A 12,269-nucleotide genomic window follows, 5' to 3' on the forward strand; every position below is an offset into this window, starting at 1 on the left:
CGCGGCCGCCGTAGGGTTCGTACGTCACATCCGGTCGCAGGTAGGGAAGTCGGTCACGTGGCCAAGCTCACGCTCGCGCAGTTGGAGCGGCACCTGTTCGCCGCCGCGGACATTCTCCGCGGCACGATGGACGCCGCCGAGTACAAGGACTACATCTTCGGCCTGCTGTTCCTGAAGCGGGCCAACGACGAGTTCGAGGCCGCGCGGGAGCAGATCAGAGAGCAGGCGCCGAAGGAGCTGGGCCTCTCCGATGAGCTGCTGGAGGGCTACCTGGAGGAGAAGGCCGGCTATACCGAACGTGGCGTGCTCTTCGTCCCGAAGCCCGCCCGCTGGCAGGAGATCTCCTCTGGCAACCACAACATCAACGAGGAGTTGCTGCGCCCCGCCCTTCAGGCCCTGGAAGGCGAGAACCACAAGCTCCGGGGCCTCTTCGACCACCTGGACTTCAACCGTATCGGTGGTTCCGGCGCGGCGGCGGGTGCGGCCAAGCTCGCTGACCACCGGCTGGGGCTGCTCATCGCTCACTTCGGCCGAGTCCGGTTGCGGACGGACGACTTCGAGTTCCCGGACCTCATCGGTGCCGCGTACGAGTACCTGATCAAGGAGTTCGCGGACTCGGCCGGCCGCAAGGGCGGAGAGTTCTACACTCCGCGCGCCGTGGTCCGCATGATGGTGGAGCTGCTGGACCCCCGGCAGAAGATGCGCGTCTACGATCCGTGTGTCGGATCGGGCGGCATGCTCATCCACGCCAAGGAGTATGTGGAGGAGCACGGCGGCGACTCCACGGACATGTTCTTCGCCGGTCAGGACGCCAACAGCGGCTCGTGGATCATGTCGACGATGAACATGGTGCTGCACGGTGTCAGCACCCGTTTCGACCTCTCCACCGGCGACACCCTGACCGAGCCGGCGCATGTGCCGAGGTCCGACGCGGACCGCTTCGACGGGGTGTTGAGCAACCCGCCGTTCTCCATGGACTACGAACTGGAGAACCTCGCGCACAGCACCCAGCGAGCGGAGTACGGGGCGACCAGCGAGCGCGGCAAGGCCGACCTGATGTTCCTCCAGCACATGCTCTGGATGACCAAGCGGGAAGGGCGCGGCGGCATGGTCATCACCGTCATGCCGCACGGTGTGCTGTTCCGCGGCGGCGGGGAGCAGGAGATCCGCAGGAAACTGCTCGACGAGGACGCGATCGAGGCGGTCATCGGACTTGCCCCGAACCTCTTCTACGGTACCGGCATCCCGGCCTGCATCCTGGTGCTGCGCCCGCCGGGCAAGAAGCGGTGGCAGGACGAGGCCACAGCTGACACCGCCCGCCAGGGTGGGAGCGGGGAGACGGCACCGAAACGGGCCGGCAAGATCCTCTTCATCAACGCGGACCGCGAGTTCCATTCGGAGCGGGCACAGAACGTGCTGCTACCGGAGCACGCGGAGAAAATCGTCTCCACCTTCCGTGACTTCGCGGAGGTGCCCGGCTTCTCCCGGGTGGTGACCCGCGCGGAACTGCGGGACAACGACGACAACCTCAACATCCGCCGCTACGTGGACAACACCCCGCCGCCCGAACCGCAGGATGTGCGGGCGCACCTGCTGGGCGGCGTGCCGCGAGCGGAGATCGAAGCGAAACGGGAGCTGCTGGACGCGTACGGGGTGCGGCTGGAGGACCTGTTCGCGGAGCGCGACCCGGTGGACCCCGACTACCTGGACTTCCTCCCGGAAGAGGACCGTCCGGACGCGGACCGGCTGGCTGAGCTGGCCCGGCCGAGTGAGGACGCGCTGCGGGTCGTGTTCGACAAGTGGTGGGATGAGGAGTCACGCCAGCTGGAGGCCGTGGCGGCGACCCCGCAGCGGCTGGCCGAGCTGACCCCCTCGGAGCGCAAGGCGGCGCTGATGGCGGTGCGCGGCTCGCTGATGACGTCGTTCGTGGACCGGTTGCGAGGCGTCGGGCTCCTCGACCGTTACGCACTGGCGGGCGCGGTGGCCGGCTGGTGGTACGAGGCCAAGTACGACCTCCTCGCCCTGTCGGAGAACGGTTTCGCGGGCGTCCTGAACGGCTGGGTCGAGAACGTCGAGACGATGCTGGCCCCGGAGCAGGACCCGAAGACCCGGAAGGTCCGGAAGCGGAACGCAGCCGAGCGGCGGCAGGCGTACGACCACAAGGTGGTCGCGGCGATCGCCCCGGACTTCCTGGAGCAGCTGGCGAAGGCGGATGAGCGCAAGGCGGAGCTGGACGCCCGCTGGAAGGAACTCAACGCCCAGCCGGAGTCATCGGAGGACGGCGATGGTGGTGAGGAGGCGGACGGCGCGAGCGGGGCAGTCACGGATGCGTCTGACGGCGAGGAAGTCGTTCGCACCGCTGAGCAGTTGGCCGAACTGGCAGCGGTGAAGAAGGAGCGCGCGAAGGCGGGCGCGCTGATCAAGCGGCTGGAGGCGGAGTTCTGGTTCCCGTGGCCGAGCAACCCGCCCAAGCTGGACGAGGAGCCTCCCCGGCTCACCGCCGCCCGGCAGAAACTCGCGGAGGACCCGGAGGCCGAGCGTCGGGTGGTCCTGGAGCTGCTGCGGGACGACTTGGCGCGAAAGCTCGACGGGCATGTGGTACGTCGCCGCCGGGAGTTGGTGGACGCGTACCAGCTGTGGACCGACAAGTACGCGGTATCGCTGAAGGAGATCCGGGCGGAGCGGGAACGGACGGCGGCTGAGCTCGACGGGTTCTTGAGGGAGCTGGGTTATGCCGACTGAGACAGAGATCCGGTGGCTTCCCGTGCGAGAAGTCGGCGACGTGCGCATGGGAAAGCAGCTTTCGCCCGCGAGTCGGGAGGCTGCGGGGCAGTTTCCTTATCTCCGCGTTGCGAATGTACTTCGAGGGCGCATCGACTACACCGATGTCAAAACGATGGGGTTCAGTGCAGCCGAGCGGGAAATTTACGCTCTCCAGTCCGGCGACATCCTGCTGAACGAAGGACAGAGTCTCGATCTTGTCGGCCGTAGCGCAATTTGTGACGAGTCCGCCGACGGCTTCTTCTACCAGAACACCTTGATTCGTTTCCGCCCAGGCAGTCAACTGCTCTCGTCGTATGCACAGGCGATCTTCGAGCGTTGGTTGGAGACAGGTGTTTTCGCCGCTATCGCTAAGCAGACAACGAGTATTGCCCATCTTGGCGGGGAACGGTTCGGATCTCTGAAATTTCCCCTGCCGTCGATTCCCGACCAGCGGCGGATTGTCGAAGTGATCGAGGCTGTATCGGCGCAGGAGAGAGCCATCGCGGCGTCGATTGAAAAGCAGAGGACCGCTCGGAAAGCGATTTTGTCTGACGTTATTGAATCTGCCGTCGATGTTTCAGCGAAAAAGCGGACTGTCTCGCTTGGGTCTGTGCTTTCGGGGATTGAAGCAGGTTGGAGTCCATCGTGCGACACGGAACCTCCAGGAATAAATGAATGGGGTGTTGTGCGTGTCAGTGCAGTATCTTCAGGCTATTTCCGCCCTGAAGAATCTAAACGCCTTCCCCGGGAGCTGACTCCTCGACAAGACCTTGAGATCCGACCAGGTGACTTGATCATGGCCCGTGCGAATGGGGCGCGTAATCTTGTCGGTACTGTGTGCTTGGTCGGCCGATCTCGCGGACGGTTGATGTTGAGCGATAAGACGCTGCGCCTGACGCCTGACCTTAAGGCCGTCCGTGCCGACTTCTTGTTGATCGCGTTGAGCGCAGATGCTGTACGTGTGCAGATCGATTCCTTGCTCAGCGGGAGTACTGGTCAAGGGAATATCTCCCAGACTGCTGTCCAGGAACTCATGGTGCCGAATATGCTCCTGTCGAAGCAGCGCCAGATCGTCGAGCTTGCGAAAGTTCTCGACGAGCAGATCCGCCATGACCAGGAGGAGCTGGAGAAGCTACGCGACCTCAAGCATGGTCTTGTCGCGGACTTGCTGGTTGACGCGGGGAGTGTCAGGTAGAGGCCGATAGTCCTTGATGGTTGCGACGAACGTCAACCAAGCAACCTCAGGGACGACCATCGCAGGGCCGTCTGGGGTCTTTGAGTCACGGACAGGGATACCCGACGGGTAGTTGTCCAGTATTTCGACGCAGCTGCCACCATCCCCGCTGCTGTAGGACGACTTGCGCCAGCCGGTCAGTGCTGCCGCGTTTGGGATGGTGCGCTTAGTCATATTGTCCGTGTTCCCTTGCTTTCGCCCGAAGAAAAGCGACCGACTCCTTGCGAGGAAGCGCGTCACCCAGGGCGAGAGTGTAGGTGCGTTGCAACGTCCCAACCAGAGCAGGGGAGTCATGGAGCCTCCCCATGAGTACACCCTCGCCGTAGGCGACCGGCGGCTGGTCATCGAACATCATCAGCGACAGCATCCCCTGAAGCAGAGGGTGGTAGCCCGCTCCGAAAGGAAGGACGTGGACGCGGATCCGCTCCTGCTCCACCATGCGAACGATGTGGGTCAGCTGCTCCGCCATGATCTCTGGGCTGCCGACATGGCGGTGTAGTACCGCCTCGTCCAACAGAACGCAGACCAGTGGAGTTGCTGGGTTGGAAAGGATCTTTCCGCGCTCCAGCCGTGTGACGAGGAGCCTGTCACATTCCTCTTCACTCCGGGGGATGACGCTCGGCCGCAGTACTGCACGGGCGTATCCCTCCGTCTGGAGGATGCCGGGTACGAGGGAGAGTGCGAACTCCTGGATCACCGTCGCCTGCTGTTCGAGCTGCCGGGCCGCCTCGAAGTAGTCGGCGACCGCCACGTCCTCCTGCGGCAGGAAGCTGCTCAGCACATCGCCCGTGTTCAGGGCGCCGTCCAGCCGTCGCGCGTCCTCCTTCGACGGGATGCGGCGCCCTGCCTCGATGTGGGCGATGTGCGAACGGGTCATGATCGCCAGGTTGGCCAGGTCCTGTTGGGTCAGACCGGCCGCTTCACGTTGGGCCCGGAGCCATTCCCCATAGATGTTACTCACAGTCAACTCCTTTGTGACGGAGCCGATGTCACCTCGCCACCCCTGGTCAGAGTAGTCGCCAGGGTTCCAGTCTGTGAGTGAATCGCTACACAGCGGCACTGTTCGTTCGATGTGAACGGAGCCGCACAGACAAGGGACCCCCGCGACCGCTGGAACGGTCCGGGGGCATGGCCGTCAACAAACAGGAAATGACAGCGTGTTGCACTCTATCGCCCACCTCTTCGAGCCGCTGCTGCGGCTCCTCTGGCCCTCGCCCGGGCGGCACCGGTTGCCAGCGACACGGCCCGCGCCCGCCCCCGCACCCGCCCCCGCGCGCGCCCTCGCTCCGTCGATGCCCACCCATCCCCTGGTCCGGCGCCGCCCGCCCGAGACCCTTCCGCCCGAGATGCTCCCGTCTGGTGAGACAGGTTCCCTCGCCCACCCCTACTTCCTCGCCCACGAGCGGCAGACGGCTGCCTACCGGCGGCGTTCTCGCCCTGGGGTCCTCTGGATCGCCGGGTACGGCATCGACATCGGCCCGCACCTGATTCACGGAATCCACGGAACGGAGATGGCGGCATGACCGAGCAGTCGACGGACACCATGCGCCTGCTGCCCTGGCCCGGCCCCGAAGGCAAGCCCTGCTACCTCGTCGGGAGCGACAGCGGGTTCGTCGCCCACGTCGCGGACAACATCGAGAGCACCCAGCTCGATATGGCCACGGAGCTACTCGATCACGTCGAGGACATGCTCAGCGATCCGCAAGTCACCCCGGAACAGCTCCGCTACGTCATTGCCCGGATGGCCGAATCGCTCCGTGAAGTGCACCGAGTCGCGCGGAGCCGGGGCGCCCGTCTGATCCCTCCGGCCCTCGACGGAGACGGATAACGAGCGGATCAGGCACCGGCGCACACAAGCCGGACTCCCGCGCTCACCTCGGCGCTCCGGGACACCGCTGTCCCGTCGCTCCGCTCCACCGCCGGGGCTGGAACTCCCCACCGCACCCTCGCCGATGACGCAGAATGGACCATCTGGGCTGAGCGGCAGCGACGGTGACCGTCGGCAGACGGAGAGCGCGGGGGCATGGCGGTGGCGGTACAGGTCGAGCGGGACGAGGTGGAGCGGCCGATCGTCGCCCAGCTCCGGGCGATGGGGTGGACGCACGTGCCCGGCAAGGAGATCGGCACGCTTGACGTGGGCCTCCCGCTCCTCGCCGACAAGCTGGACACGGCCCTGCGCCGGATCAACGTCCGTGCGGCGGACGGCGAGCCGTGGATGGACGAGACGGACGTCAGACGCTCCATCGCGGAGCTGGCGTCCGTCTCCTTGGCAGGGGGCGTGGAGAAGGCCAACTTCGCCGCCACCGACCTGCTCCTCAGCGGCTTCGTCCTCACCGGCCCGTCCGCCGCGCACGGCGGGCCGTCCGCGACCGTGCAGTACATCGAATGGCACGAGGAGCGCACGGGCCGGAACGAGTTCACCGTCGTAGACCAACTACGGGTGAGGAACCGTTCGGGCTATGTGTCGATACTCGACATCGTCCTCTTCGTGAACGGCGTTCCGCTCGCCGTCATTGAATGCAAGAGCCCCGACCTCACCGACCCCATCCACAGGGCTGTGGTCGACCTGCGCGACTACGCCGGCGCACCCCTTCCTGATGATGACCGTGAAGGGGAGGGGCTGCCGCGACCGGCCGACGTCCCGGAACTCTTCCGTACAGTGCAGTTGCTGGTGGCGGCCACCGCCGAGACCGCCTACGTCGGCACCCTCAGCTCCACATCGGACCACTTCCACCCGTGGCGTTCCGTCGAGCCGGAGAGCGAGGCGAGGCTCACCGCAGAAGCACCCGACGCCGTCGGCCGGCTCAATGAGCGGCACAAGCTTGTCGGCGTGGTGCTGCGGCCCGCCGCGCTCCTCAATGTCGTACGGCACTACATCATCCCGTTGCCCGTGGAGAGCGAATCCGGGGGGACGCGCACGGTCAAGGCCGTCGCCCGGCACCAGCAGTACCGGGCAGCCGAGAAGGCCGTGCGGAAGCTGCTCACGGGCAGGACGCGCAGTGGGCCCATGTCAGAGGACGAGCGCGGCGGGGTCATCTGGCACACCCAGGGCTCCGGCAAGAGCCTGACCATGACGTTTCTCGTCCGCCGGATGCATTTACACCATCGGCTCAGTGAGTTCACCGTGGTCGTGGTCACCGACCGGAGAGACCTCCAACGCCAGCTCTCCAGGACTCTGAAGCTGAGCGAGTCCGAAGTCGAGACGGCCAAGACGGCGACCCAGATGGAAGGGTTGCTACGCGACGGCGGTCGGCGGGTCGTCTTTGCGATGATCCAGAAGTACGGGGCGGGCGGCTTCAGCTTCGAGGACGAAGCCGCAGAGGCCGGAGGCGGGGACGAGCGGGACCTGACGAAGGAGTACCGGGAGGCCGAGCGGGCCAGGCGCGAAGGCCGGGCGGTGAAGCGGCGGCCGGTGCCCAACTTCCCCGAGTGCAACACCTCCTCCGACATCCTCGTCCTCGTCGACGAGGCACACCGCTCACACACCAGCCTGCTGCACGCGGCGCTGCGGAAGGCCGTCCCCAACGCCGCGAAGATCGGTTTCACCGGCACCCCGATCACGACGGGCAAAGAAGAGGACACCCGCCGGATCTTCAGCGGAGGCCCCGACCGGGGCTTTCTCGACACCTACCGGATGGCTGACGCCGAGCACGACGGCGTCGTCGTCCGCATCCGCTACGAGGGCCGCACCGGGCAGGGCAAGGTCTTCGACAAGGACGGCCTGGACCGCGATTTCGCGGACCTCATCCGGGACCGTACGGATGACGAGCGGCGGCAGCTGCTGCGGCGCTGGCCCACCGAACGTGATGTCGCAGAATCCCGGCCGATGATCCGGGCCAAGGCCGAGGACATGCTGGAGCACTGGGTGACCTCGGTGTTGCCGAATGGCGATTTCAAGGCGCAGGTCGCCGCGGTCAGCCGGAAGGCCGCGGTCGAGTACCACCACGCGCTGCGGGAGGCCCGCGACGCCCTGCTGGCAGAACTCGCCGCGTTCGACCCCGAGTCGGTGGCCGGCATCCCGCTGGAGGAACTGCCGCGGCGGCTGCGGTACCTGTTCCAGGCGTACCAGTACCGCTCGCTACTGCGCCGGATCGACTTCGTGCCGGTGATCTCCCCGGTGCTGAGCGCAAGCTACGCCGTTGGCTGTACTGGACCGACCCCTCGCGGCAGGAGGGGTACATCGAGCGGTTCCACCAGGCGTTTCCGCAACTACCACCGGAGCCCGACTGGGTCGCCACCACACCGTTCCATGTGCCGGCGCAGCGGGAGGCCCATGTACCGGCGCAGCGGAAAGCGGAGACGCCGGCGGCCTGGATGGGCGACAACCCGTGGTCGGAGGAGGAACCGGAGAGCGCGGGAGCGCCGTCGGTCGAGCCGGACCCCGTCCACCCGGAGAGCCCCATCGCCTTCCTCATCGTCAAGTCCATGCTGCTCACCGGTTTCGACGCCCCACGCGAGCAGGTGCTCTACCTGGACCGGCCGATCCGGGACGCCGAACTCCTCCAGGCGGTGGCCCGGGTCAACCGGCCGATGCCGGGCAAGGAGATCGGCTATGTCGTGGACTACTACGGGGTGTTCGAGCATCTGAAGGGGGCGCTGGCCGAGTACCGGCAGGTCGACATCGACGACACCATGCGCGGTATGGCCGACGAGATCGGCGGGCTCGGGCCGGCCGCCGACGCGGTGCGCCGTTTCCTGGCCGAGCACGGCGTCGCGGATGACGCGCTCACCGACTTCACCGCGGTGCGGTCCGCCGCACTCGCCTTCGAGGACGAGAACGCGCGCTCCGGGTTCGACGAGGTGCTGCACGAGTTCCTCACCGCGCTGGAGCGAGTGCTTCCGCACGAGCACGGCCTGGAGTACGTGGCCGACGCCCGCCGCTGGGGACTGCTGCAGAAGCGCATCCGCACCCTGTACCGGGACGCGCCGGGCGCGTCGTTCGCGCTGCGCGGGTACGGCCGAAAGGTGCGGGCGATGATCGCGGACCACCTCGAAGGGCCGGAGATAGACCAGGTGATCGCCCCTGTATCGCTGGCCTCGCCGCTCTTCGACGAGAAGGTGCGGGCCATGGAGCCCCGGGAGGCCGCGGCGGAGATGAAACACGCGCTCCGTTTCCACTTGGAGGAGCGGGTCAAGCGGGAGGACCCGGAGAAGTACACCCGGCTCTCGCAGCGGCTCGAAGAGATTTTGCGGGAGCTGCCCGACCGCTTCGAGGAGCAGATCGAAGCCTATGGCCCGCTGTTCGCCGAGGTCAGACAGGAGACCGAGACGGCCCCGAGGCTGGCCGGCCTCAGCCCCTTGGAGCAGCGGATGCACCGGCTGCTGGAACAGCAGCTGGAGGGGCAGCCCGGAGTGGCGCGGCCAGTCGACGACATCCGTCCGCTGGTCAAGGCCGTGTGCGACACCGCTGCCTCGGTCATGGCCAAGGAGTCCTACCAGGGGCAGAGCCAGGATCTCGACATCCTGGCACACCGGATGCAGACGGAGCTGCTCAAGGGCGGGCTGCGGCCCGCCACGACCGACTGGGGGCCACTGAAGTACGTCGCCGAGCGACTCGCCGCGTTCGCGGCGACCATCCCGGAGGACTTCCTGGCCAGGTCCCGGGGAGAATAGGGCGGTGGCCACCAGCATCGTCGACCGATCCACCAGGACTCTCGCCCATGGGAGCCGGCTCGTTGTCGACGGTCTGGCGCTGGGCGTGCGGGTCAGCGCCCGTCGCAAGCGGTTCGCGTTGACCGTGGAGACCGACGGTGGCCTGACGCTGCACCTGCCCGAGGGGCGCCCGGTGGCGGAGGCGGAGGATTTCGTCCGGGCCAACTGGTCCTGGCTGAAGGGCAAACGGGCACTGCGCGAGCGGACCCGCCCGCTCAGCCCCGCCAAGTGTCTGGTCGAGGGCGAGGTCGTCCGCTATCTGGGCCGCTCGTACCGGCTTGCGATCGACCCGGGCCGGCCTGCTCATGCCCGGGTCCGGCTCATCGCCGGACGGCTGACCCTGAGTGAGGAACAGGCCCAGGACGCGGAGCGGGGCAGAGCGGCTCTGGTGGACTGGTACTGCCGGGCCGGGCGGGCTTGGGCCGTTGGCCGGTTCCAGCCCTGGGCGGCCCGGATGGCGGTCGCTGAACCGGAGCTTGAGGTATGCGACCTCGGGGGGCGCTGGGGGCGTTACCGGCCGGCAGAAGGCCGGCGTGGACCGGGGCGGATGAGCCTCGGTTGGCCGTTGTTCCAGCTGCCGATGCATCTCGTCGACTACGTCACCGCTCATGAACTGGCTCATGTGCGGGTGCCGGGGCATCGTGCGGACTTCTGGCGGCTGCTGGGGCAGGCGCTGCCGGAGTACGAGGAACGAAGGGCCGAGCTTGACGAACTGGGGCGCCGTATGTGGATGGGGGAGATCGCCCCGGCACCAGGTGACGCGGGCCGCTGAACCTCCCTATCGTGGTGGCGGGCCAGCGATGGGAGGTCGGCGGTGGCCGGGATGGATCTGTCGGTCCTCATCGCGCTCGGCCTGCTCGGGTTCATCGGCGGGGTGGGGATCACCACGGTGGGACCCGGTGGTGTGCTGCCCACCATCGCGCTGTTCACCCTGACCGACCTGACACCGGCGCAGGTGGCCGGCACCGCCATCGTGACCCACGTCGCCACCGGGGTACTGGGCACGGCCGCCTACACCCGGTCGGGCCAGCTGCGTGAACCCGGGACCCGGCGCACGGCGCTGATCCTGTCGGCGACCGCGCTGTTCGGCACCCCGCTCGGTGTAGTGATCAACACCTCGGTGTCCAAGCAGGCGTTCGGGCTGGTGCTTGCGGTGTTCGTGGCCGGCGTGGCGGCCCTGGTGTGGTACCGGGACCGCCACGAACAGGCCGCCACGATGACGCAGCCGCCCACCGGGCTGGTGGCGGTGCTGGGATTGGCCGTGGCCGTCGCGGCGGGCATCGTCGGCATCGGCGGGCCGATGCTCACCGTTCCCCTGCTGGTCGCACTGGGCCTGCCCGTGCTGGAGTCCGTCGCCTCCGCTCAGGTGCAGTCGATCGTCATCGCCGCCGTGGGGACCGTGGGCTACCTCGGCCAAGGCGCCATCGACTGGCCGCTGGCCGCGCTGGTCGGCATCCCCGAACTCGCCGGGGTGCTCCTGGGCTGGAAGATCGCCCACGCGCTGCCCACCCGCACCCTCAAACGCGTCCTGATCGTCACGCTGTTCGCCCTCGCCCCGTACCTCGCCCTGCACAGCTGACCACCATGGCCGGCGCAGCTTGTCGAGGGTGGACTGCTGCGAGGGCGTGTCGTTGCGTCCCGGTACTGCCTTCCCCGGGCGAACGCCCCAGCCCGCGGATATTGCTTGGTTCCGTAGCCTCCCGAGGCGGTACCGTCCGGTGTTTCGGACCAACGCCTTGCCCGGGCCTGCGACCAGAGAGTGGCGATCATGACAAGTCGGCCTGCGACAACGACTCTGTGGCGTCCTACGGGGCCCAGGGAACTGGAGCTGGTGCAGCAGCTCGGCTGGCGCGCCTGGCCGCCGCGCCTGCCCGAGCAGCCGATCTTCTACCCGATCCTCGACGAGGACTACGCGATCAAGATCGCCAGGGACTGGAACGTCAAGCATGATGGTGCGGGTTTCGTCACCCGCTTCGAGGTCGAGACCGAGTTCTTGGCTCGCTACCCGGTCCGGCAGGCTGGTGGACGGACGATCCTTGAGCTGTGGGTCCCCGCTGAGGAGCTCGACGACTTCAACGCCCACCTCATCGGAGAGATCCAGGTGGTACACGAGTTCCACTGACCTCCGCTCCGTGCCGCAGCAGGCCGCTGAGGCCACGAGGGAGCTGGAGCACCGGCAGTCTGAGAGCGACGGTCGCCCCCGCGATGAACCCGGCCCGTTGCGGTGGCTCTAGGCTGCCGGCCATGGGCAGGCGCAGGGTTCGCCGCATCGTGGTGGGCGGCACGGTCTACGGCTGGTGCTTCGGGCACCGGCACGACCGGGTGCGCGGCTATTCCGGGTGCAGCAGCACAGTGACGTTGTGGCGCTCCGGGAGCCGGACCGGTCTGCGTCTGGTGTTCCAGCCGGGACCCGGCCGGGTCATCGCCGGTGGATACCTCGACGAGGGCGCGGTGGTGCGCCTGTCGGACGGGGCGTACCTGAACCTCCACAGGCCCGGCAGCGTGAGGGCGTTGCTGGACGAGGCCCTGGCCCGGGAACTGTTTCCCGTGGCCGGGGCGGTTGAGGTGGACGGCTGGCCCCTGTTCGACGCCGTGGCGGACCGGGGCCTCTGAGGCCGTC

Annotated in this window: 11 protein-coding genes and 1 pseudogene; 10 read left to right on the forward strand and 2 right to left on the reverse strand. The window is 67.4% G+C overall.

Translation table 11 applies throughout. From position 1 onward, the window contains the following. Positions 1-57 precede the first annotated feature (57 nt). Both BGP73_RS12365 and BGP73_RS12370 read left to right on the forward strand, forming a co-directional pair. Positions 58-2,742, forward strand: coding sequence for an N-6 DNA methylase (locus BGP73_RS12365; RefSeq protein ID WP_069814383.1), 2,685 nt, complete (start codon positions 58-60; stop codon positions 2,740-2,742). Continuing rightward, positions 2,732-3,958: a restriction endonuclease subunit S gene (locus BGP73_RS12370; RefSeq protein ID WP_069814384.1), complete on the forward strand. Its 1,227-nt coding sequence runs from the start codon at positions 2,732-2,734 to the stop codon at positions 3,956-3,958. The genes BGP73_RS12365 and BGP73_RS12370 overlap by 11 nt, the downstream gene beginning before the upstream one ends. Here BGP73_RS12370 and BGP73_RS22035 read toward each other — a convergent pair. Next, the gene (locus BGP73_RS22035) at positions 3,896-4,171 is read right to left on the reverse strand and encodes a DUF397 domain-containing protein (RefSeq protein ID WP_079127477.1); all 276 of its coding nucleotides are present in this window, start codon (positions 4,169-4,171) and stop codon (positions 3,896-3,898) included. The genes BGP73_RS12370 and BGP73_RS22035 overlap by 63 nt on opposite strands. Continuing rightward, entirely contained in the window at positions 4,164-4,958 is a 795-nt protein-coding gene (locus BGP73_RS12375; RefSeq protein ID WP_069814385.1) for a helix-turn-helix domain-containing protein, read from the reverse strand. The genes BGP73_RS22035 and BGP73_RS12375 overlap by 8 nt, the downstream gene beginning before the upstream one ends. A gap of 196 nt (positions 4,959-5,154) precedes the next feature. Between BGP73_RS12375 and BGP73_RS12380 the strand changes: the two genes are divergently transcribed. The 8 genes and pseudogenes from BGP73_RS12380 to BGP73_RS12410 all read left to right on the forward strand — a co-directional run bounded on the left by BGP73_RS12380 (position 5,155) and on the right by BGP73_RS12410 (position 12,262). Further along, on the forward strand, positions 5,155-5,520 hold the full coding sequence (locus tag BGP73_RS12380) for a hypothetical protein (protein WP_079127478.1): 366 nt from the start codon (positions 5,155-5,157) through the stop codon (positions 5,518-5,520). After that, entirely contained in the window at positions 5,517-5,825 is a 309-nt protein-coding gene (locus tag BGP73_RS12385; RefSeq protein WP_069814386.1) for a hypothetical protein, read from the forward strand. Before BGP73_RS12380 ends, BGP73_RS12385 begins: the two co-directional genes overlap by 4 nt. A gap of 261 nt (positions 5,826-6,086) precedes the next feature. Continuing rightward, positions 6,087-7,709: pseudogene (locus tag BGP73_RS23935) on the forward strand (DEAD/DEAH box helicase family protein); the annotation flags it as partial. 713 nt (positions 7,710-8,422) lie between these two features. Then, positions 8,423-9,610: a type I restriction enzyme subunit R domain-containing protein gene (locus tag BGP73_RS23940; protein WP_374701140.1), complete on the forward strand. Its 1,188-nt coding sequence runs from the start codon at positions 8,423-8,425 to the stop codon at positions 9,608-9,610. A gap of 4 nt (positions 9,611-9,614) precedes the next feature. Then, positions 9,615-10,421, forward strand: a complete 807-nt coding sequence (locus BGP73_RS12395) for a M48 family metallopeptidase (RefSeq protein ID WP_069814387.1) — start codon at positions 9,615-9,617, stop codon at positions 10,419-10,421. A gap of 51 nt (positions 10,422-10,472) precedes the next feature. Next, entirely contained in the window at positions 10,473-11,228 is a 756-nt protein-coding gene (locus BGP73_RS12400; RefSeq protein ID WP_244501179.1) for a sulfite exporter TauE/SafE family protein, read from the forward strand. Between the two features lie 189 nt (positions 11,229-11,417). Then, complete coding sequence (locus BGP73_RS12405; RefSeq protein ID WP_069814768.1) at positions 11,418-11,771, forward strand: hypothetical protein; 354 nt, start codon at positions 11,418-11,420, stop codon at positions 11,769-11,771. Positions 11,772-11,893: 122 nt separating this feature from the next. After that, positions 11,894-12,262: a hypothetical protein gene (locus BGP73_RS12410; RefSeq protein ID WP_069814389.1), complete on the forward strand. Its 369-nt coding sequence runs from the start codon at positions 11,894-11,896 to the stop codon at positions 12,260-12,262. Positions 12,263-12,269: the final 7 nt, after the last annotated feature.

It is taken from the genome of Streptomyces sp. TP-A0874, assembly GCF_001748085.1.
Classification (GTDB): domain Bacteria; phylum Actinomycetota; class Actinomycetes; order Streptomycetales; family Streptomycetaceae; genus Streptomyces.